At 59.9% G+C, this 19,756-nt stretch carries 20 protein-coding genes and 1 pseudogene; 13 read left to right on the top strand and 8 right to left on the bottom strand.

Translation table 11 applies throughout. The features are described from left to right. Window positions 1-38: 38 nt before the first annotated feature. The 3 genes from C4J94_RS21150 to C4J94_RS21140 form a co-directional block, all read right to left on the bottom strand. Window positions 39-1,397, bottom strand: a complete 1,359-nt coding sequence (locus tag C4J94_RS21150; RefSeq protein WP_124387912.1) for a hypothetical protein — start codon at window positions 1,395-1,397, stop codon at window positions 39-41. Between the two features lie 255 nt (window positions 1,398-1,652). After that, window positions 1,653-2,123, bottom strand: coding sequence for a MaoC family dehydratase (locus C4J94_RS21145; RefSeq protein ID WP_065949403.1), 471 nt, complete (start codon window positions 2,121-2,123; stop codon window positions 1,653-1,655). 57 nt (window positions 2,124-2,180) lie between these two features. After that, complete coding sequence (locus C4J94_RS21140) at window positions 2,181-3,125, bottom strand: alpha/beta hydrolase (RefSeq protein ID WP_124387911.1); 945 nt, start codon at window positions 3,123-3,125, stop codon at window positions 2,181-2,183. Window positions 3,126-3,338: 213 nt separating this feature from the next. Here C4J94_RS21140 and fadD2 point away from each other — a divergent pair, with 213 nt between their 5' ends. Both fadD2 and fadD1 read left to right on the top strand, forming a co-directional pair. After that, window positions 3,339-5,027, top strand: a complete 1,689-nt coding sequence (gene fadD2 / locus C4J94_RS21135; protein ID WP_124387910.1) for a long-chain-fatty-acid--CoA ligase FadD2 — start codon at window positions 3,339-3,341, stop codon at window positions 5,025-5,027. Window positions 5,028-5,410: 383 nt separating this feature from the next. Further along, window positions 5,411-7,102, top strand: coding sequence for a long-chain-fatty-acid--CoA ligase FadD1 (gene fadD1 / locus C4J94_RS21130; protein WP_124387909.1), 1,692 nt, complete (start codon window positions 5,411-5,413; stop codon window positions 7,100-7,102). Window positions 7,103-7,156: 54 nt separating this feature from the next. Here the strand turns inward: fadD1 and C4J94_RS21125 are convergent, their stop codons facing one another. Then, entirely contained in the window at window positions 7,157-7,534 is a 378-nt protein-coding gene (locus C4J94_RS21125; RefSeq protein ID WP_124387908.1) for a hypothetical protein, read from the bottom strand. Between the two features lie 200 nt (window positions 7,535-7,734). Here C4J94_RS21125 and C4J94_RS21120 point away from each other — a divergent pair, with 200 nt between their 5' ends. From C4J94_RS21120 to def, 3 genes are all read left to right on the top strand, one after another. Continuing rightward, window positions 7,735-7,920 carry a CsbD family protein gene (locus C4J94_RS21120; RefSeq protein ID WP_124387907.1) on the top strand — a complete coding sequence of 62 codons (186 nt, stop codon included), beginning with the start codon at window positions 7,735-7,737 and terminating at the stop codon, window positions 7,918-7,920. 180 nt (window positions 7,921-8,100) lie between these two features. Then, entirely contained in the window at window positions 8,101-9,054 is a 954-nt protein-coding gene (locus C4J94_RS21115) for a YihY/virulence factor BrkB family protein (protein ID WP_124387906.1), read from the top strand. After that, on the top strand, window positions 9,051-9,590 hold the full coding sequence (gene def / locus C4J94_RS21110) for a peptide deformylase (RefSeq protein ID WP_124387905.1): 540 nt from the start codon (window positions 9,051-9,053) through the stop codon (window positions 9,588-9,590). Before C4J94_RS21115 ends, def begins: the two co-directional genes overlap by 4 nt. A gap of 169 nt (window positions 9,591-9,759) precedes the next feature. Here def and C4J94_RS21105 read toward each other — a convergent pair whose 3' ends face one another. Next, window positions 9,760-10,173 (bottom strand): GNAT family N-acetyltransferase, encoded by a 414-nt coding sequence (locus C4J94_RS21105; RefSeq protein ID WP_124387904.1) that lies wholly within the window; start codon window positions 10,171-10,173, stop codon window positions 9,760-9,762. Window positions 10,174-10,305: 132 nt separating this feature from the next. Between C4J94_RS21105 and C4J94_RS21100 the strand changes: the two genes are divergently transcribed. The 5 genes from C4J94_RS21100 (at window position 10,306) to C4J94_RS21080 (ending at window position 14,594) form a co-directional block, all read left to right on the top strand. Continuing rightward, window positions 10,306-11,235 (top strand): fatty acid desaturase, encoded by a 930-nt coding sequence (locus C4J94_RS21100; RefSeq protein ID WP_124387903.1) that lies wholly within the window; start codon window positions 10,306-10,308, stop codon window positions 11,233-11,235. A gap of 9 nt (window positions 11,236-11,244) precedes the next feature. Further along, the gene (locus C4J94_RS21095; RefSeq protein WP_124387902.1) at window positions 11,245-12,036 is read left to right on the top strand and encodes a phosphate/phosphite/phosphonate ABC transporter substrate-binding protein; all 792 of its coding nucleotides are present in this window, start codon (window positions 11,245-11,247) and stop codon (window positions 12,034-12,036) included. A 109-nt stretch (window positions 12,037-12,145) separates the two neighbouring features. Then, window positions 12,146-12,658 carry a sigma-70 family RNA polymerase sigma factor gene (locus tag C4J94_RS21090; protein WP_124387901.1) on the top strand — a complete coding sequence of 171 codons (513 nt, stop codon included), beginning with the start codon at window positions 12,146-12,148 and terminating at the stop codon, window positions 12,656-12,658. After that, the gene (locus tag C4J94_RS21085) at window positions 12,655-13,668 is read left to right on the top strand and encodes an ABC transporter substrate-binding protein (protein ID WP_124387900.1); all 1,014 of its coding nucleotides are present in this window, start codon (window positions 12,655-12,657) and stop codon (window positions 13,666-13,668) included. Before C4J94_RS21090 ends, C4J94_RS21085 begins: the two co-directional genes overlap by 4 nt. Then, window positions 13,668-14,594 (top strand): aliphatic sulfonate ABC transporter substrate-binding protein, encoded by a 927-nt coding sequence (locus C4J94_RS21080; protein ID WP_124387899.1) that lies wholly within the window; start codon window positions 13,668-13,670, stop codon window positions 14,592-14,594. The genes C4J94_RS21085 and C4J94_RS21080 overlap by 1 nt, the downstream gene beginning before the upstream one ends. A gap of 51 nt (window positions 14,595-14,645) precedes the next feature. On the opposite strand, the gene gstA is transcribed toward C4J94_RS21080, so the two are convergent. Then, window positions 14,646-15,248: a glutathione transferase GstA gene (gene gstA, locus C4J94_RS21075; protein ID WP_124387898.1), complete on the bottom strand. Its 603-nt coding sequence runs from the start codon at window positions 15,246-15,248 to the stop codon at window positions 14,646-14,648. Between the two features lie 96 nt (window positions 15,249-15,344). On the opposite strand from gstA, the gene C4J94_RS21070 reads away from it, so the two are divergent. The 3 genes and pseudogenes from C4J94_RS21070 to C4J94_RS28175 all read left to right on the top strand — a co-directional run bounded on the left by C4J94_RS21070 (window position 15,345) and on the right by C4J94_RS28175 (window position 17,691). Then, window positions 15,345-16,205: a LysR family transcriptional regulator gene (locus C4J94_RS21070; RefSeq protein WP_124387897.1), complete on the top strand. Its 861-nt coding sequence runs from the start codon at window positions 15,345-15,347 to the stop codon at window positions 16,203-16,205. Between the two features lie 121 nt (window positions 16,206-16,326). Then, window positions 16,327-17,148 (top strand): annotated as a pseudogene (locus tag C4J94_RS28180) (PAS domain-containing protein); the annotation flags it as partial. 117 nt (window positions 17,149-17,265) lie between these two features. Further along, entirely contained in the window at window positions 17,266-17,691 is a 426-nt protein-coding gene (locus C4J94_RS28175) for a methyl-accepting chemotaxis protein (RefSeq protein ID WP_372240904.1), read from the top strand. A 51-nt stretch (window positions 17,692-17,742) separates the two neighbouring features. Here C4J94_RS28175 and C4J94_RS21060 read toward each other — a convergent pair whose 3' ends face one another. Both C4J94_RS21060 and C4J94_RS21055 read right to left on the bottom strand, forming a co-directional pair. Then, complete coding sequence (locus C4J94_RS21060; RefSeq protein ID WP_124387895.1) at window positions 17,743-18,213, bottom strand: hypothetical protein; 471 nt, start codon at window positions 18,211-18,213, stop codon at window positions 17,743-17,745. Between the two features lie 133 nt (window positions 18,214-18,346). After that, window positions 18,347-19,756, bottom strand: a complete 1,410-nt coding sequence (locus C4J94_RS21055) for an MFS transporter (protein WP_124387894.1) — start codon at window positions 19,754-19,756, stop codon at window positions 18,347-18,349.

Genomic DNA, 19,756 nt, shown 5'->3' with positions numbered 1-19,756 from the left:
TTTTTTCGCCTGCCCGGCAGGCCCCGGGCTATAGCGGCTCAGCTTCTGTATTTTTTATAGGCGTAAACGGGGTGGAAGTCCTTGGAAATCTGATCGATTGGCGAGGGCAGCGTGGCGGTGCTGATAGGTTTGAGCCGAAACTTGTTTCTAATTTGAAACATCTCCCTTTCCTGCTCATCCGGCGCGAATAAAAATACGGTGCCTTCGATATCAAGTACTCGACCTATTTCATCAGCTACCCTTTCGGTGATGGGGGCGCCCATTAAAGTAACGGTTTTAACGTGCTCGCAGCCGATGGGGAAGTCGGGCTCCTCGTATGTCGAAACCGGCATGATGTTTGGGATTGCACTGTGGCGGCTAATGCCATTGGAAACGGCCTGTCGGTATAAATTCAAGTTAACTGCCGTGTCGAAGCCGGATACCAAGTTGCCGGAATGTATGCGTCCTTCGCCCCAGACATCAAGCAATGGGATGGCCCGGTTCAGGGTTTGATAATGTTGGAAAGTGTACGACAGGGTATGGTTGTTGTTTCGATAGAAGCAATAAAGAAGACCTTCATACTCTACCAGGCACGGGCTGTTCGAGATGTCGCTTTTCACGATGACCTTGTCAGCGCACCAACTGCCATTTTCCAGATAGTTTACGCAGAGGCTGGCGTGCTCGGACTTGACGGTGCGCGCGCTATAAAGGCTGTCATTGTAAGTATAAAGGGAGGGGCTTTCCAAAACGTTGGCAGACAGGCTCATTTCATGAGACCAGTGCGTGCCGTCAAACTTAATGCACCAGGCGGTTTTGGCGCTCGCCCTATGATAGGCGCAATACAACGCACCGTTATGCACGGCCAGGGAAGGCGACTCCGTTATCTCAACGCCTGGGATACGGTGATCCTCGTCCCAATCGGAGCCATTGAATGTGGAATACCAAAGGGTTCCCCGGTCCTCCTCCCAGCCTTGGTGGAAGCAATACAATCTATCTCGGTAAACCGCCAGGGAAGGGGAGGTCAAAATACCCTTGCTCGTCGTGATGACGCTTGACCAGGCGTTCCCGTCAAAGGTGGTGTACGTTAACTTTTGCGAGTCTCCGCCGGGCCGAAACGCGCAATAGATTTTATTATCGTATACCGCTACCGCAGGTGTGCCGGTGACGTATATATGCGCGATCGTGTGTTTGGAAATGTTCTTCAGTTGGCCCGATGCCATGCGATGGAAAACCAGGTAGTCAACTTTGCCGTTGTCCATGCTGCCGTAGTGTTGAATAAATACATACAGGTTGCCTTGGAACACCACTGCGCTAATACTGGCTGAAGCTCTATCAGGTAGGAGTGTGCCGCTGAACCAAGTTCCCGATTCTTTGAAAGTGTTATTTTCATAAATCACGTTTTCGAGCGGATTCTTCATTCTTAATAGTTTCCTGGCGTGTTCTGAATACGGCGTCAGCCGTAAGAACGGATTACCCTGGTTTGAGGATTCGACTGAACAGACAACTGGCTTTGCATGTTTGAAGCCAGTTAAGTTTTCTCGAACGTACAGGACGACGCCAGTCGCTATTAGGGGCGTAGGGTGTGGGATAACGCCTGGTTCAATGAACGTTGATGCGTGGATGGCCAAATCAGGACGGCCGGTGGGAGGCCGTCCCTTACGTGACGCGACGGATCAGCCAATGCTGATTGGCGGCAGCTCGGTCAGCGTCACCACTTGTTGTTTGCGAGGGGCAAGAATCTCCGCTTCGCCGTCCACCACCAGCTCATCGCGCTGATTGAACACGCGCGTGGCAATGCGCACACGAAACTTGGGCAGCTTTTCCAGGATTTCCAGGCGCACGGTCAGGGTGTCACCGATTTTGACCGGCTTTTGAAAGCTCATCTGCTGGCCGATATAAATGGTGCCCGGGCCAGGCAGTTCACAGGCTACCGCTGCGCTGATCAGCGCACCGCTGAACATGCCGTGGGCGATTCGCTCCTTGAACATGGTCGCCTTGGCATAGTCGGCATCCAGGTGCACCGGGTTGTGATCGCCGGACATGGCGGCGAACAGCTGGATATCGCGCTCTTCGACGGTCTTGCTGAAGCTGGCGGTCTGGCCGACTTCGAGGGCTTCGTACGGGGTGTTGGTTACCTGGGTCATCTAAACGTGCATCCTGTGGCTAAACGGTAATTTAATTGGCTGATTTTAAACGAAAAATTATTCGCAGCGGGCGGGCCTGCGCAATGTCAGGGCTTGCTCGATCCATGTCAGCACATCCGCAGTAACGTCGTCGCGGTTGGTTTCGTTGAACACTTCATGACGCGCCTGCGGATGGATCGTCAGTTGCAGGTGCTGGCAGCCGGCCTCACGCAGGGCATGGGCCAGGTTTTTGAGACGCTTGCCTTCGCTGACCGGATCACATTCGCCGCCTATTATCAGAATCGGCAGGCCCGGATCGATCTGCGCGAGATTGGACGCTTTGCTGATTTGCTGCAAGCCACCGAGCAGGTCGACCCACAACTGATTGGTGCAGCGAAAGCCGCACAGCGGATCGTTGATGTACTTGTCGACTTCAACCGGGTCGCGGCTGAGCCAGTCGAAGGCGGTGCGATTGGGTTTGAACGCTTTGTTGAAGGAACCGAACGATAGAAAGTCAATCAACGCACTGCGCCCGCGCAAGCCCTGGCGTGCGCGTTCGATACGTGCGATCGCCCGCGCGGCTCGATACAACGCCACCGGCTGGAAATTCGAACCGCTGAGTATCGCCCCATGCAGGCTGGCGCTGTGGTGCAGCAGATAGGCCTGGGCGATATAGCTGCCCATGCTGTGGCCCAGCAGAATAATCGGCAGCCCCGGTTGCTGCTGGCCGATATGCTGATTAAGGCTGGCGAGGTCGCCCACCACTTTGTTCCAGCCATCTTGCTCGGCGTACAGCCCCAAAGTGCCTCCCTCGGCGGTGCGGCCATGCCCACGCTGGTCCAGCGCATACAAACCGTAGCCGGCGCCACATAACGCCTGCGCCAGGCGCTCGTAACGGCCACTGTGCTCGGCCATGCCATGGGACAGCATCACTAGAGCCTTGGGGGTGGCATCGGGCATCCATTGATTGACGTACAGGCGGCTGTGGTCGTTCGCGGTCAGCCAGAAAGCGTTGTGGTTCATGGCGGTTCCTTTGCTCAGGGTCGTTGCAGTGTATAGCTCATCTGTCGAAGGGCGGGGTATCTGCCTACGCCTCAGCAACAAGATTCATACAATCAATGACACAGTTCAGTGTATTTGCCTGTTTGGCCATTACTGCTAACGTCCTCAAAGCTCCGCTCTTTATAGCTGCATAGAAAAGCGGCCGGACACACTCAGGTAAAGAGGACAAGAATAATGCAACCTGATTTTTGGAATGACAAACGCGCGGCGGGCGTGCCCAATGCCATCGACCTCACCACCTATCATTCGGTGATCGAAGTTTTCGAGCGTTCCTGCAAGACCTTTGCCGACCGTCCGGCGTTCAGCAACATGGGCATTACCCTGACCTACGCCGAGCTTGAGCGCCAGAGTGCGGCGTTCGCCGGTTACCTGCAGCAGCACACCGACCTCAAGCCCGGCGAGCGCATCGCGGTACAGATGCCCAACGTGTTGCATTATCCGATTGCCGTGTTTGGCGCCCTGCGCGCCGGGCTGATCGTGGTCAATACCAACCCGTTGTACACCCCGCGTGAAATGCGCCATCAGTTCAAGGATGCCGGCGTGCGTGCGCTGGTCTACCTCAACCTGTTCGGTTCGCGGGTACAGGAGGTGTGTACCGATACCGAGATCGACTACCTGATCGAAGCCAAGATGGGCGACTTAATGCCCGCCGCCAAAGGCTGGCTGATCAACACCGTGGTCGACAAAGTGAAGAAGATGGTCCCGGCCTACCACCTGCCGCGCGCGGTGTCGTTCAAGCGCGCCTTGCGTATGGGGGCGGGCCTGGGGGTGACGCGACATCCGGTGAGCCTCGATGATATTGCCGTGCTGCAATACACCGGTGGCACCACCGGCCTGGCCAAGGGCGCGATGCTCACCCACGGTAACCTGGTGGCGAATATGCAGCAGGCGCGGGCGTGCATGTCGCAAGTGGGGGACGACGGCCATCCGCTGATCAAGGAAGGGCAGGAAGTGATGATTGCCCCGTTGCCGCTGTACCACATCTATGCGTTCACGGCGAACTGCATGTGCATGATGGTCTCCGGCAACCACAACGTGTTGATCACCAACCCACGGGACATCGGCGGGTTCATCAAGGAGCTGAAAAAATGGCGCTTCACCGGGCTGCTGGGGCTCAACACGCTGTTCGTGGCGCTGATGGACCATCCGGAATTCAAGAACCTGGATTTTTCCCACCTCAAGCTGACCAACTCCGGCGGCACCGCGCTGATCAAGGCCACCGCTGAGCGCTGGCAGCAAATCACCGGCTGTGCGATCGGCGAGGGCTATGGCCTGACCGAAACCTCGCCAGTGGCCAGCACCAACCCTTATGGCAACAAATCGCGGCTGGGTACGGTGGGTATTCCGGTGCCGGCCACGGCCATGAAAGTGATCGACGACGAGGGCGCCGAGCTGCCGTTGGGCGAACGCGGCGAACTGTGCATCAAGGGCCCGCAGGTGATGAAGGGCTATTGGCAGCAGCCGCAGGCCACCGCCGAAACCCTGGACGCCGAAGGCTGGCTCAAGACCGGCGATATCGCGGTGATCGATGCCGACGGCTTCATACGCATTGTCGATCGCAAGAAAGACCTGATTATCGTGTCGGGCTTTAACGTGTACCCCAACGAAATCGAAGACGTGGTGATGGCCCACCCGGCCGTGGCCAACTGCGCAGTGATCGGCGTGCCGGATGAGCGCACGGGGGAGGCAGTGAAGCTGTTTGTGGTTGCGCGTGCCGAAGGGGTGAGCCTTGAGGAGTTGAAGGCCTATTGCAAGACCAACTTCACGGGCTACAAGGTGCCCAAGCATATTGTGCTGCGTGAGTCGTTGCCGATGACGCCGGTGGGCAAAATTCTGCGGCGGGAGCTGCGCGACATCGCTTGAAGTGAAATAGCCAGGAAATGTGGGAGGGGGCTTGCCCCCGATTGCGGAGTGTCAGTCACGTTATTGGTGACTGGCCCACCGCTATCGGGGGCAAGCCCCCTCCCACATTGTTTTTGTATGGCCTGCGAGTCCCATTCCAGAGCCTTCCAGTGGGTTATTTTGCCTACGTTTAAAGTGTGACCAATTATTGTAGGACAGTCGTGATAATGACCGTAGGGCCCTCGTTTGGCTCTAGGCGGCCCTTGGCAAAGCTGCTACTCTCGGCGCGCTTTGTGACGTCTAGGCCCTGCTTTAAAGCGCCAGATTCACCTTAAAAATACATACACCAATAATAATCGCATCAAATGCGATGATGAATTCGCGTCGCTGAGGAGTGGGCTTCCATGAACGAAGACTTTTGGAAGGATAAGTACCCCGCCGGGATTGCTGCACAAATCAATCCGGACGAGTATCCGAATATTCAGGCGGTACTGAAGCAGTCCTGCCAGCGCTTCGCCAACAAACCGGCTTTCAGCAACCTGGGCAAGACCATCACCTACGGTGAGCTGTACGAATTGTCCGGTGCCTTCGCCGCCTACCTGCAGCAGCACACCGACCTGAAGCCTGGCGACCGAATCGCCGTGCAACTGCCCAACGTTTTGCAGTACCCGGTCGCCGTGTTCGGTGCGATTCGTGCCGGGCTGATCGTGGTCAACACCAACCCGCTGTACACCGCGCGGGAAATGGAACATCAATTCAATGACTCCGGGGCCAAGGCCCTGGTTTGCCTGGCCAACATGGCGCACCTGGCTGAAAAAGTCGTGCCCAAGACCGCCGTCAAGCACGTGATCGTGACCGAAGTGGCCGACCTGCTGTCGCCATTCAAGCGCCTGTTGATCAACAGCGTGATCAAGTACGTGAAGAAAATGGTCCCGGCGTATCACTTGCCGCAAGCGATCAAGTTCAACGATGTGCTGGCCAAGGGGCACGGCCAGCCGGTGAGCGATGCCAACCCGGCCAGCGGCGATGTGGCGGTGCTGCAATACACCGGCGGCACCACCGGCGTGGCCAAGGGCGCCATGCTCACCCATCGCAACCTGGTCGCCAACATGCTGCAGTGCAAGGCGCTGATGGGCTCCAACCTCAATGAAGGTTGCGAAATCCTGATCACGCCATTGCCGCTGTACCACATCTATGCGTTTACCTTCCATTGCATGGCGATGATGTTGATCGGCAACCACAACATCCTGATCAGTAACCCGCGTGACCTGCCGGCAATGGTCAAGGAACTCTCGAAGTGGAAATTCAGCGGCTTCGTCGGCCTCAACACCCTGTTCGTGGCGCTGTGCAACAACGAAGCGTTCCGCAAGCTCGATTTCTCCGCGCTGAAGGTCACCCTGTCCGGCGGCATGGCGCTGCAGCTGGCGGCGGCCGAGCGCTGGAAGGCCGTGACCGGTTGTGGCATCTGCGAGGGTTACGGCATGACCGAGACCAGCCCGGTGGCCACGGTGAACCCGATCCAGCATAACCAGATCGGTACCATTGGCATCCCGGTGCCATCCACCGTGTGTAAAGTGATCGCCGACGATGGCACCGAGCTGCCGCTGGGCGAAACCGGCGAGCTGTGCGTGAAGGGCCCACAGGTCATGAAGGGCTACTGGCAGCGCCAGGACGCTACCGACGAGATGCTCGACAGCGAAGGCTGGCTGAAGACCGGTGACATCGCGATCATCCAGCCTGACGGCTACATGCGTATTGTCGACCGCAAGAAAGACATGATTCTGGTGTCGGGCTTCAACGTGTATCCCAACGAACTGGAAGACGTGCTCGCCGGCCTGCCGGGCGTTTTGCAGTGCGCGGCCATCGGCGTGCCGGATGAAAAATCCGGGGAACACATCAAGCTGTTCATCGTGGTCAAGCCAGGGGCTACGCTGACCAAGGAACAGGTAATGGAGCACATGCGCGCCAACGTCACCGGCTACAAGGTGCCCAAGGCCATTGAATTTCGCGATGCGCTGCCGACCACCAATGTGGGCAAGATTCTTCGGCGTGAACTGCGGGACGAAGAGCTGAAGAAACTCGGTCTCAAGAAGTAACGCACCTCAAATGTGGGAGGGGGCAAACCCCCTCCCACATTTTTTTCAGCATTCCTACAGGGCGAACTGCGCGAAGCTTATGCCGGCCCCGGCAGGGCGCACGTCCTTGAGGAACGAGTCCTTGTCGGCGCTCAGTTCCAGAGTGATTTCCGGCTTGCGCTTGCCGGCATTGCGCACCACCAGCCCTTCGAGGTTTTCGCGCAGGAACACGGTTGGCACTTTCAGGTGCAGCAGTTGGTCGGTCTCGGCGTTGTGCATCAACAGGTGAATCCACTCGTACTGGCCCACGCCAATCCGCGCCACTGGCAGGTCGAACCACCAGATATTGCGTTTGGGGTCCAGGTCGGTGAAGTGGCAGTTGTTGACGCCGAGTACGGCACCGCCCAGTTCCTGGTTTCTGCGGGCGATGGCCTGTGCTTTATTGAGTTTCATAACCTTCCTACGGGATCTGTTATTCAGCGTTCGAGCCTGAATCTGCCGGGCATTCTCGTGGGTTGGCCGCAAAACATAAAGGCAAACCTGCCCCATTCGATGAAATGCCCACTGAAAATAATTGAAACTCTGGCGCTTGGCTTCGAGTCAACCGCTGCGTAGTGACCAAAAACCATTTGATTGTTATCAGGAGTAATACCATGGGCAGCACTTCCGATAAGGTAAAAGGCGCGGCTAATGAAGCCGTCGGTAACATCAAGCAAGGTGTCGGCAAGGCTACGGATAACGACAAACTGCGTGCTGAAGGCGTGGTCCAGGAAAAGAAAGGCGAAGCGCAGCAGGCAGTGGGCAAGACCAAGGACGCGGTGAAAAAAGCCACCGAGTAAGACGGTATGGCTGGCTCACCCCTGCAGCCCGACGGCCATCCACGGATGGCCGTTTTTGTATCCGCTGCTGCAACTAAAGTTTAGAAATTGTTTCAAAGTCGCCAAATGGGCTACTTTGATGTAGAAAACGGCCCCTGAGTCGCCCACGATCTCAACCTCTTTGCGGCGAAAGGAGACGCTATGATTTTTCCGGTACTCGATGGCCTCAAGCTGCACAAGGTGCTGGTGCGCACCGTCACGGAATTCGTCGATGACGAGATGCCCACCTACGCGTCGGCACTGGCCTACCAGATGCTGTTCTCGCTGTTTCCCTTCCTGCTGTTCCTGATTGCCCTGATCGGTTTCCTGCATCTGCCCGACTTCTTCACCTGGCTGCGCCTGCAGTCGGAATTGGTGCTGCCGCCACAAGCCCTGGAGCAGGTCAACCCGGTGATCGACCAGTTGCAGCAATCCAAGGGTGGGCTGCTTTCGGTGGGTATCGTGATTGCTCTCTGGACTGCATCCGCCGGCGTGCGCTTGATGATGAGCGCGATGAACGCGGCCTATGATGTGGTGGAAGGGCGGCCGATCTGGAAGCGTTTCCCGTTGTCGATTTTCTACACCATCGGCATCGCCGGCATGCTGCTGGCCGCCGCCGCGTTGATGGTACTCGGCCCGCAGGTGATGGAATGGCTGGCGGGGCAGATCGGCATGCAGGAGTTTGTCGTCACGCTGTGGACCATCCTGCGCTGGCCGCTGATCGTGATCCTGCTGATGTTTGCCGTGGCCCTCATGTATTACGTGATGCCGGACGTCGAACAGGAGTTTCGTTTCATTACCCCAGGTTCCGTATTGGCGGTGGTGGTATGGATTGTCGCTTCCCTCGGCTTTGGTTACTACGTCAAGACCTTCGCCGACTACAACGCCATGTATGGCAGTATCGGTGCGATCATCGTCCTGCTGCTGTATTTCTATATCTCTGCCGCGGTGCTGTTGCTCGGCGCGGAGATGAACGCGGTGATCGAACACATGTCCGCCGAAGGCAAGGACCCCGGTGAGAAGGAAATCGGCGAACCGGGCCATGCCGGCGAAAAACAACATGTCTCAGGCCTGGGCCGGGACCACTCCAAACCCATCATCGAGCCCGATCAATGATCCGTGAAATCCTGAAAATGGGCGATGAACGTCTGCTGCGCATTGCTCCGCCAGTGCCGCCGGAAATGTTCGACAGCCCGGAGTTGTGGCAACTGATCGACGACATGTTCCAGACCATGGAACATGTGGGCGGCGTCGGCCTGGCCGCACCGCAGATCGGCGTGGACCTGCAACTGGTGATCTTTGGTTTCGAGGCCAGCGAACGCTACCCGGACGCGCCACCGGTACCGCAGACCATCCTGATCAACCCGTTGATCACGCCGCTCAGCCCAGTGCTGGAAGAGGGTTATGAGGGTTGCCTGTCCGTCCCCGGCCTGCGCGGCGCCGTGGACCGTTATCAACAGATCCGCTACGAAGGCTTCGACCCCAAGGGCGAGCCGATCGTACGTTTTGCCGACGGCTTCCATGCGCGGGTGGTGCAGCATGAATGCGATCACCTGATCGGCCGCTTGTACCCGTCGCGGATAACCGACTTCAGCAAGTTCGGCTTTATCGACGTGATGTTCCCCGACATGGACCCAACGGCCGACGAATAACCCTCGAAACACCCCCGGCGAACACCGTACCCGTGGCGAGGGAGCTTGCTCCCGCTGGGCCGCGAAGCGGCCCCAAACAATAGGCCTGCTGCGCAGTCCAGCGGGGGCAAGCTCCCTCGCCACAGATGACTTCTCGCTTGGGCTGCTGCTTGACCGCCCCCCGCAGTGGTTACTGTTCATCCCGGGCATTCAAGCCCATCGCAATCATCGGCTTGTTGCGCTTGTAGCGCACCAGCCGTTCGCTCAGCGACTGCGGCAACACGGTGTCTTGAGAAAACCCCATGCGCTGGTACAGCGGTTCAAGGTCTGGATGGCACAGCAACCATACCGTGCCGTCCACCTGCGCCACGGCTTGGTGGATCAACCGCGCCGCCAGCCCCTGGCCGCGATAGGCTGGGTCGACGAACACACCCGTGAGCCATTGCCCACCGACCACGGATGTCAGGCACAAACCGGCAACGATGTCCGTGTCCCTTGCCACCCACAGCTGCCCGCCCTTGAGCGCCTTCATCGACGAGTTGTGGCTGCGGTAAAACTTGTTCAGCAGCGGCCATAGCGGCGCTGCCAGCAGTTCGATGGACATGTTCAAACCAATCAAGGGGCAAGGCGTGCATTGTAGCCGTTGCAGCTTTTGCTTCTAAGCTCAGCGCCAAACGTTCTGCAAGATTTTCGCGCGTGGTTGCACAGAGTGATAAACACCTGCTCTGAGCGTTCGATGGCCAACTATCTGGATACGACCCACCGCCGCGAAATCGAAGCCCTCTGCCAAGGCTTTACCGTGCGTAGCGAATGGCCGACGTGGCTGCTGCTGATCGGCATCTATGCCGGTTGGTTCGCGGTGATACTCGCCAGCGCCTGGCTCGGCGTATGGCTGAGCACGCTGTTGCTGATCCCGTTGGTGACCTTGTGGTTGTCGTTGCAACACGAATTGCTCCACGGTCATCCCACCCGCTCCCTGTGGCTGAACAAACTGCTCGGCTACGCGCCGTTTGCCGTGTGGTACCCCTACACCCTGTATCGAGACAGCCACCTGCTGCACCACAACGACGAGGACCTGACCCTGCCGGGCATCGACCCGGAAAGCCGCTACCTCAATCAGCAGCAGTGGGACCGCAGCTCATTATTCGAGCGCGGCGTGCACTGGTTGACCAAGACCCTGCTGGGCCGTTTCCTGCTGGCGGCGCCGCTGGCGATCAGCCGATTGGCCCGTCATGAGTGGCAACGCCTGCCGCACGCATGGCCGATGTGGTTGGCCCACGGTGCAGTCACCTGCCTGATGCTGGGTTTTATTGCCCATTTCAGCGCACTCCCGGTCTGGCATTACGTGCTGTTGGTGACGGTGCCGGCCTTGTCCCTGGCCTCGATCCGTTCCTACTATGAACATCGCCCGCACCCGCAGCCGGAACGACGCACCGTACTCAATGAGGCGTCGTGGCCGTGGAGCTGGCTGTTCCTCAACAACAATTTGCACCTGGTGCACCATGACTTGCCGAAGCTGCCCTGGTATGTGCTGCCCACGGTGTACCGTGCGCGGCGTGAACAGTGGGTGGCGCGCAGTGGCGGTTTTCTTGTGCAGGGCTACGGCCAGTTGCTCAGTCGTTACGGCGTCAAGGCCATCGACAGCCCCCGGCATCCCTTTGCGTGAGAAACGAGCATGAGTGAGCACTACGCCGAGTTGCTGATGTATATCGCGCCGGAGCAGGTGCGGCAGGCCAACCAGCAGTGGCTGGAACGCATCTTTGAGCGATTGGGCCTGACGCGTCGCCGCGCTGACCACCTGGACCTGCACAGCCTGTGGCTGGCCCCCGAATTGCTGGTCGCGCAAACCTGTGGCTACCCGTTGGTGACCCAACTGCGCGGCCAGGTCCGGGTCATCGGCCGCCCCCGCTATGAACTGGCCCATAGCCGCGATGGCGAGCATTGCAGCCTGCTGCTGACCCGCGAAGACAACCCGCGTACCCGCCTTGAACAGTTCTACGACAGCCGGGGGGTGATCAATGGCCATGATTCCAACAGTGGCATGAACCTGCTGCGCGAGTGCTTGGCGCCGTTGCAGCGCGGGGGGCGTTTCTTCGCCAGTGTCGGTATCAGCGGCGCCCATCGCGAAAGCCTGCGCTGGCTGCGCGAAGGCCGCGCCGACCTGGCCGCCATCGACAGCGTTACCTTTGATTACCTGGCCCGTTTCGCGCCCGCCGAAGTGGCTGGGCTGCGCATCGTCACGCGCAGCGCACCGAGCCCGACGTTGCCCTATATCGGTTCTCGGGGTTTGAGCGATGAGCGCCTGGGGCAGATCCGCGAAGCGATGAACCTCGCGCTGCGCGATCTACCGCATGTGGCTGAAACGCTGGGCTTGCAAGCCGTGCTGGCAGCGAGCCAGGACGATTACCGCGTGCTGCTGGACTACCAACAGCAGGCCGAAAACAGCGGCTATCCTGTCCTTATATAAAGTTATATAGAGATGAATTTTAAATATTATTAAAGAATAAGAGGGCTTGTTAGGATCGCTCCACCGGAACACCGGACATACCGTGCAACCTACCCAAATGGAGCCAACTATGTCCGGCGCCGACACTTTTCACCGCGACTACGTGGGCGGATTGTTCCACAGTCACTACGCCTGGCTGTGCAGCCGTTTGCACCGCCAACTCGATTCCCGTGCTCACGCCGAAGACATTGCTGCCGACGCGTTCGTCCAGCTTTTGCGTTCATCCGATGCACTGCCGATCCGCCAGCCCCGCGCCTTGCTCACCACCATCGCCCAGCGCCTGATGTACCAGCTGTGGCGCCGCCGCGACCTGGAGCGCGCTTACCTGAACGGCCTGGATCACGACGACGCCAGCTGCACGCCATCCCCCGAAGCGCTGGCCCAGCAGCTGGAAACCTTGCAGGCCATTGACCAGTGGCTCGACGGCTGGCCCGCCAAGGTCAAGGCCACCTTCTTGCTCTCGCGACTCAACGGTTTGACCTACCCGCAAATAGCCGCCGAGCTGGGCATTTCCCAGCGCTCGGTCAGCGACTATTCGGCGCAGGCGCTACGCCGCCTGCACTCATCACGAGGCTTTACATGAAAACACTCAAACACCTGCTCGGCGGTTCGCTGCTGGCCCTAGGCCTGCTGGCCCAACCCGCGCCAGCGGCCGAGGCGACTAAACCGATCCACTTCGGCGACATTACCTGGGAAAGCGGCAGCCTGATCACCGAGGTGCTGCGCCTGATCGTCGAGAAAGGCTACGGCTTGCCGACCGACACGCTGCCCGGCAGCACCGTGAGCCTGGAAGCGGCCCTGGCCAAGGATGATATCCAGGTGATCGGCGAGGAATGGGCCGGGCGCAGTCCGGCGTGGGTCAAGGCCGAAGGCGAAGGCAAAGTGTTCGGCCTGGGTGACATCGTCAAGGGCGCCACCGAAGGCTGGTGGGTGCCGGAATATGTGATCAAGGGTGATGCCGAGCGCGGCATCAAGCCTCTGGCGCCGGACCTCAAATCGGTGGCCGACCTGGCGCGCTACAAGGATGTGTTCCGCGACCCGGAAGACCCAAGCCGTGGACGCTTTCTCAACAGCCCCACCGGCTGGACCTCGGAGATCGTCAACAGCCAGAAGCTCAAGGCGTATGGGCTGACCGACAGCTTCGTCAACTTCCGCACCGGCTCAGGTGCTGCCTTGGACGCCGAGGTGGCGTCGTCGATCCGTCGCGGCAAGCCGGTGCTGTTCTACTACTGGTCGCCCACGCCGCTGCTGGGGCGGTTCAAACTGGTCAAATTGGAGGAGCCAGCGTTCAACGCCGAAGCCTGGAAAACCCTGGCGGACGCCAACAACCCCCATCCGATCGGCACGCGTTCGTTACCGGCGCATTTGGCGATTGGCGTGTCGGCGCCGTTCAAGGCGCAGTATCCCCAACTGGTGACATTCTTTGAAAAAGTGGACCTGCCGATTGACCTGCTCAACAGCACGCTGGCGCAAATGAGCGAGAAGCGCCTGCCACCGCGCCAAGTGGCGCTGGCATTCCTCAAGGAACAACCGCAGGTCTGGCAGCCATGGCTGCCGACGGACATCGCCGCCAAGGTCAAGGGAGCGCTCTGATGCTGAAGATAATTGCCGTCGCCATACTTTCGCTGGTCGCCGCAAACGCACTGGCCGCCGACCCCGCCACGCTGCGCATCGGCTATCAGAAAAGCTCGGTGAGCATGGTGCTTGCCCGTGAGCACAAGCTCTTCGAAGCGGCGCTGCCCGGCACCCAGGTGCAGTGGACCGAATTCCTCGGCGGCCCGCCGCTGATCGAGGCGCTCAACGCCGGCAGCCTGGACATCGGCAATATCGGCGACATCCCGCCCATTTTCGCCCAGGCCGCGGGTATCGAGCTGCAATACATCGCCGTCGAGCCCAATGAGGGCAAGAACGAAGCCGTCCTTGTGCCTCAAACCAGTACGATCCAGAGCGTGGCTGAGCTCAAGGGCAAGCGCGTGGCGCTGCTCAAGGGCTCCAGTTCGCACAATCTATTCCTCAAGAGCCTGTTGCGTGCCGGCTTGCAGTGGAAGGACGTGAACGTGGTGTACCTGTCGCCATCCGACGGGCGCGCCGCGTTCGAGCAAGGCAAGGTGGACGCCTGGGTGATATGGGACCCGTACTACTCGGCCGCCGTGGTCGACGGTGCCGCGCGCGTGCTGGGCACCGGCGAAGGCCTCAATCCGGCCGGCAGTTTCTTTGTGGCCAGCAGCGCATTTGCCAGGCAAAACCCCCAGGCGATTGCCACCATTCTGCAAACCCTCGCCAAAGCGCAGCGTCTGTCGCTCGACCAACCCGAAGACAGCATCGCGCTGATGGCCAAGACCCTGGGCCTGCAACCGGCCGTGGTCAAGCGCTACTTCGAGCACCGCTCGCCCGAGCCGATACGGCCGCTGCAGGCGAGCGACGTCGCCACTCAGCAACGCACCGCCGACCTGTTTTTCGCCAACGGCTTGATCCCGAAAAAGATCGATGTGCAGCAAGTTGTGTTCAAGGGGCCATAAGCCCTGTGGCGAGGGAGCCGCTCCCTCGCCAGCGCTTGATTAGCGGCTCGCTCATGGGTTTTCCGCTGCCAGGGCCGCAATGACGGCGGGCCGCTCGCCCACCCGTTGCTCAAACGCCGCCAACGCTGGCCACTGCGCCAGCTCGATCGCATGAACCGCCGCCCAGCGCAGCACCACGTACAGATACGCATCCGCCACCGAATACTGCGCGCCCAGCAGGTAGTCCTGCCGCTCCAGCGTGCGCACCAGCACCGCAAAACGTTTGAACAACGTGGCCTGGAACATCGCTCGCACCTCGCCCTGTATCGCAGGGTTGAAAAACACGGCCAGCCCGCCATGCACTTCGCTGGCGATGAAATTCAGCCATTCCTGCAAGCGCACGCGCTCCCAGCTGCCGTTGGCCGGGGCCAGACCGGAATTGGGTTGCAGGTCGGCGAGGTATTGCAGGATCGCGCTGGCTTCGGTCAGCACCTGGCCGTTGTCCAGTTGCAGTGCCGCCACGTAGCCCTTGGGGTTGATCTGCAGGAAGTCCGCGCCGTCGGCCGTAATCTTGGCCTGGTTGTCCACGCGTACCAGGTCGAAGGGCAGGGCCAACTCCCGCAGGACGATATGGGGGGCGAGCGAGCAGGCATTGGGCGAAAAGTACAGTTTCATGCAGGGCCTCTGTGTAGGATTTGCGCCAGTCTCGCGGGCGTGACACCGTGAGTAAAATTAATCCTTCATACCTCACCCATAAGGACAGCTACTGCCATGATGAACCTGATGCATTGGCGTTTGCTGGTGACGGTGGCCGATCACGGCAGCATCACCGCCGCTGCCGAGCGGGTGGGCATGACCCAGTCCGCCGCCAGCCAGGCCATGGCGTCCATGGAGGCCACGCTGGGGGCACAACTATTCACGCGCGAGCCGCGCAGGACCTTGCCCACCGCCTTGGGCGTGAGTGTGCTCGAACAGGCACGGGTGATGCTCGGCGCCTTGCAGGCGATACGCTGCCGCGTGGAGGAAGCCAGGCCCGCGCTGCGTGGGAGCCTGCGCATCGCCTGTTTCCCCCAGGTTCTGGCGAAGTTTCTGAGCCCCAGGCTGCAGCGGTTTGCGCAGCTGTATCCGGGCATTGCGGTCACCACCCTTGAAGTCACTGACAACGAAGTGAATGCCTTGCTCGACGCCGACCTTATCGACCTGGGCGTGGTGCTCAATCCCGGAACCGAGCGTAACGCCACGCTACTGGGACGGGACACTTGGCTGGCGGTGGTCCCGGCCCGGCATGAGTTGGCGCAGCAGGCCACGGTGACCCTTGCGCAGTTGCTGGAGCAGCCCTTCGTGCTAGCCACCGGCGGCTGCACCGTCAACGCCCGCAGTCTGGGTGTCGACGCCGGGCTGGTGCTGCGCGATGTGCGCGTGCAAGTGCGTGAGTGGAGCAGTGCTTTCAGCCTGGTGCGCGAAGGTGTCGGCGTGACCCTGGTGCCGGAAATGACCTTGCCGGTCCAGCGCCAGGGCTTGCATGTGCTGCCCTTGAGCGTGCCGATACACCGCGAGTTCGCCTTGGTCGGCTCGCCTGCTCGAGCGCCTTGCGCCGCAGCCCGCGCTTTGTTGGCAATGCTGGCTGAGTAGTGGCCTTGCATAGCGCCAAGCCCTGTCTATGCTCACCCAGAACCGTTAACGATGCTTGGCGTACAAAGCATTCGAAGGGTTATGTGCCCATGAAAGTTTGCCAGCAGCATGCAGTTGAAGAATGGAATGCGCCGTCCCGGCGCCGGGACCCAAGGGTGATCTGACCATGTTCAATCTCCACCACAAATCCGACCTGCAACAAATCGAACGTTTTTCCTCGGCCCTCACCGAATCCAACGCCAAGCTCGCCGCCATCAGCCGTTCCATGGCAATGATTGAGTTCGACAGCCATGGCGTGATCCTCGACGCCAACGACAATTTCTGCAAAACCATGGGTTACAGCGTCGAGGAGATACGTGGCAAGCATCACCGCCTGTTTTGCGACGAGGCCTATACCCACACCGAGGCCTACGGCAAATTGTGGCGCGACCTGGCGCACGGCGAGGCGCTCAGTGGCACGTTCATGCGCCTTAACAAGCGCGGCGAGGAAGTCTGGCTGGAAGCCAGCTATATGCCGGTACTCGACAGCGATGAGCAGGTGCACAGTGTGATCAAGGTCGCGTCGGATATCTCTGCGCGCGTCCACCATGAACACGAGAATCAAAGCCTGATTGACGCGATCGGGCGTTCCATGGCGGTGATCGAATTCACCCCGCAAGGCCAGATCCTCAATGCCAACGACAACTTCCTGCGCACCGTGAAGTATTCACGCGAGGAGATCATCGGCCAGCACCATAGCCTGTTTTGCCATCGCAGCGACGTGGAGTCGCCCGCGTACAAGGCGTTCTGGGCCTCGCTCAATCGCGGCGAATATCACTCGCATCGCTTCGAACGCAAAGACAAGTACGGCAAGACCCTGTTTCTGGAAGCCTCTTACAACCCGATCTTCGATACCAATGGGCGCTTGTACAAAGTGGTGAAGTTCGCCAGCGACATCACCGAGCAGGTCACCACGTTGCGCAGCGCCGCCGACTCGGCTCACGCCACCTCGGTACAAAACGACGCCTGCGCGCGCAAGGGCTCGCAGGTGGTGCAGCAAACGGTGCAGACCATCCAGGCCATGTCCGATGATCTGAACCAGGCCGCGCAAAGTATTGATGCAGTGAGCAAGCAATCGGACATTATCGGCACCATCGTGCAGACCATCCGCGGCATTGCCGAGCAGACCAATCTGCTTGCGCTCAACGCCGCGATTGAAGCGGCGCGGGCCGGTGAGCATGGGCGTGGCTTTGCGGTGGTGGCCGATGAAGTGCGCAGCCTTGCGGCGCGCACCAGCCAGGCCACGGTGGAAATTGTCGACGTGGTGCGCAAGAACCACGACCTGTCGCTGAGCGCGGTGTCGAGCATGCAGTCGAGCTTGAGCCGCACGGGGCTGGGGGTGGAACTGGCGAACGAAGCAGGGCAGGTGATCCTGGAGATTCAGGAAGGCTCGCGGCATGTGGTGGATGCGATCAGTCAGTTCAATTCAACGTTGCAACTGCAGTAGCGCAATGTGGGCGCAGGCAAGCCAGCGCCCACATTGGCTTCGCGGTTTGGCTTAGATCGCAGCCAGGGTTTCCTTTATCGCCTCAGCCTGGGGAGCGGCCGTTTTGGCCGCCACCTGCTGCTGTTGCTGTTCCTTCAGGCGCTCCGCCACTTGCTTGGCAATCGCGTCCTGCTGTTGCTGCGGCAGGGCCTGCACTTGCTCCTCGGTCAACCCCTGCTCCTTGAGCAACTGTTCGCGGATGCGCTCGGCAGGCGATTTGCTCATGTACTCGGTCAGTTCAGCCCGCGCCCCGGAGGTCGACGCCGAGGCCTGCAGTTGCACACGGGTTTTGGCGAAGGCTTCATCGATGCGATCGCTCGCCTTGTCCAAGTCCTTCTGGGCGGCCGGCACCGTCACACTTTGCTGCGCGGCTTGCAGGGCGCCGCTGTACAGCGCGCTGGCGGCGGCGTTGGCCGGGTCCATGTCGGAGCGCTTGAGCTGTTGGACGGTCGACGCGGCTTGGGTGTCGTTGTTAACCAGCATGATCGGTCACCTGGGAGAATGTTCGGTGTGACAGCTGGAGCAATTAGCATGCCGGGCATGACATGCCCGGTTTGATTGGGGTGGAAGTCGCCGTTGCGGCAAATAATGTCCCGTCGACGGCCAACCGTTGCCGTCAGTGAGCGATGTTCTCCAGCGCCAGGTTGCGCGTTCGTGGCCCGAACCAACTGATGGTGATCATCACAATCAACATGCTGCTGGCGATGAACGCCAGCACGCCCGGCGTGCCCAGGTGTTCGAGGATAAATCCGATCAGCAGGCTACTGAACACCGTAGACAGGCGGCTGAACGAGTAGCAGAACCCCACCGCCCGCGCACGGATATTGGTGGGGAACAATTCGCTCTGATACGAGTGATAACTGAAGCTCAGCCAGGCATTGCAGAAGGTGATCATCACCCCGCAGAAAATCAGCCCCAGCGCCGTGGTTTGCAGGGCGAACAGGCTGCCGAAGATCACCGCACCCATGGCCGAGCCGACGATCTGCCATTTGTTTTCAAAACGGTTGGCGACCTTCACGAACAGCAACGGGCCCAGCGGATAGGCGAGGGTGATTATGAACGCGTAGAGCAGGCTATGGGTCACGCTGACACCCTGGCCCGAGAGCAAGGCCGGCAGCCAGTTGCCAAAGCCGAAGAAACCGATGGCCTGGAACACGTGGAACACAATCAGCATCAAGGCGCGGCGCCGGTAGGGCGGTTGCCAGATATCGGCAAACCGGCCGCTGCCCTGCACGCTGACAGCCTCGGGTTGCGGTTCGTCCAGCGGCTTTCCGTGATCCTTCAGGCAGCGTGCTTCCAGGCGATCCAGGATCGTGCCGGCTGCTTCGAAACGACCTTTCTGGGCGAGCCAGCGCGGCGACTCCGGCAGGCGCTTGCGCAGTTGCCAGATAAACAGCGCAAACACCGCACTGCTGAGCACCACCCAGCGCCAACCGGAAATCCCCAACGGCGCCTGGGGCACCAGCCACCATGACATCAGCGCCACTGCCGGCACCGACAGAAACTGGATGAAGAACGCAAAGGCGAACGCCGAACTGCGCATGCGCTTGGGCACCAGTTCCGACAGATAGGCGTCGATCGTCACCAGTTCGATACCCAGCCCGATGCCCACCAGAAAACGCATGCAGATAATGCCCAGCGCGGATGTCTGAATGCCCATCAACACGGTGGCGACGGTGTACCAGATCAACGCAAAAGTGAAGATTGCCCGACGCCCGAAACGGTCAGCGATGGGGCTGAGCAGGCTGGCGCCGAGAAACAGGCCGAGGAAGGTGGCCGAGGCGAATGCGGCCTGGTCGGAAAAACCGAACACGCCCTCGCTGCCCGTGTGAAAGATCCCGTCGCTGATCAGGCCAGGGCTGATGTAGGCCGTCTGGAACAGGTCATACAGCTCGAAAAAACCGCCGATCGACAGCAATGCCACCAGGCGCCAGATGCTGGCGACGGCGGGCAGGCGGTCGATACGTGCGCTGATGTGGGCGGCGCGGGTCGGGTCGATGCCGTCTGCGGCAGAGAATGAGGGCAT

Origin of the sequence: Pseudomonas sp. R5-89-07, from assembly GCF_003851685.1 — a bacterium.
GTDB lineage: Bacteria > Pseudomonadota > Gammaproteobacteria > Pseudomonadales > Pseudomonadaceae > Aquipseudomonas.
This window is presented reverse-complemented; position numbering and strand designations above follow the sequence as displayed.

What these genes read in the sequence shown, in the direction of transcription:
- C4J94_RS21105 (WP_124387904.1), bottom strand. Translation starts at nt 10,173, where the DNA reads ATGTCCATCGAACTGCTGGCAGCGCCGCTATGGCCGCTGCTGAACAAG.
- C4J94_RS28175 (WP_372240904.1), top strand. Translation starts at nt 17,266, where the DNA reads ATGTCCGATGATCTGAACCAGGCCGCGCAAAGTATTGATGCAGTGAGC.
- C4J94_RS21095 (WP_124387902.1), top strand. Translation starts at nt 11,245, where the DNA reads ATGAGTGAGCACTACGCCGAGTTGCTGATGTATATCGCGCCGGAGCAG.
- C4J94_RS21150 (WP_124387912.1), bottom strand. Translation starts at nt 1,397, where the DNA reads ATGAAGAATCCGCTCGAAAACGTGATTTATGAAAATAACACTTTCAAA.
- C4J94_RS21080 (WP_124387899.1), top strand. Translation starts at nt 13,668, where the DNA reads ATGCTGAAGATAATTGCCGTCGCCATACTTTCGCTGGTCGCCGCAAAC.
- def (WP_124387905.1), top strand. Translation starts at nt 9,051, where the DNA reads ATGATCCGTGAAATCCTGAAAATGGGCGATGAACGTCTGCTGCGCATT.
- C4J94_RS21085 (WP_124387900.1), top strand. Translation starts at nt 12,655, where the DNA reads ATGAAAACACTCAAACACCTGCTCGGCGGTTCGCTGCTGGCCCTAGGC.
- C4J94_RS21100 (WP_124387903.1), top strand. Translation starts at nt 10,306, where the DNA reads ATGGCCAACTATCTGGATACGACCCACCGCCGCGAAATCGAAGCCCTC.
- fadD2 (WP_124387910.1), top strand. Translation starts at nt 3,339, where the DNA reads ATGCAACCTGATTTTTGGAATGACAAACGCGCGGCGGGCGTGCCCAAT.
- C4J94_RS21090 (WP_124387901.1), top strand. Translation starts at nt 12,146, where the DNA reads ATGTCCGGCGCCGACACTTTTCACCGCGACTACGTGGGCGGATTGTTC.
- C4J94_RS21140 (WP_124387911.1), bottom strand. Translation starts at nt 3,125, where the DNA reads ATGAACCACAACGCTTTCTGGCTGACCGCGAACGACCACAGCCGCCTG.
- C4J94_RS21060 (WP_124387895.1), bottom strand. Translation starts at nt 18,213, where the DNA reads ATGCTGGTTAACAACGACACCCAAGCCGCGTCGACCGTCCAACAGCTC.
- C4J94_RS21120 (WP_124387907.1), top strand. Translation starts at nt 7,735, where the DNA reads ATGGGCAGCACTTCCGATAAGGTAAAAGGCGCGGCTAATGAAGCCGTC.
- C4J94_RS21070 (WP_124387897.1), top strand. Translation starts at nt 15,345, where the DNA reads ATGATGAACCTGATGCATTGGCGTTTGCTGGTGACGGTGGCCGATCAC.
- gstA (WP_124387898.1), bottom strand. Translation starts at nt 15,248, where the DNA reads ATGAAACTGTACTTTTCGCCCAATGCCTGCTCGCTCGCCCCCCATATC.
- C4J94_RS21145 (WP_065949403.1), bottom strand. Translation starts at nt 2,123, where the DNA reads ATGACCCAGGTAACCAACACCCCGTACGAAGCCCTCGAAGTCGGCCAG.
- C4J94_RS21115 (WP_124387906.1), top strand. Translation starts at nt 8,101, where the DNA reads ATGATTTTTCCGGTACTCGATGGCCTCAAGCTGCACAAGGTGCTGGTG.
- C4J94_RS21125 (WP_124387908.1), bottom strand. Translation starts at nt 7,534, where the DNA reads ATGAAACTCAATAAAGCACAGGCCATCGCCCGCAGAAACCAGGAACTG.
- C4J94_RS21055 (WP_124387894.1), bottom strand. Translation starts at nt 19,756, where the DNA reads ATGCCCTCATTCTCTGCCGCAGACGGCATCGACCCGACCCGCGCCGCC.
- fadD1 (WP_124387909.1), top strand. Translation starts at nt 5,411, where the DNA reads ATGAACGAAGACTTTTGGAAGGATAAGTACCCCGCCGGGATTGCTGCA.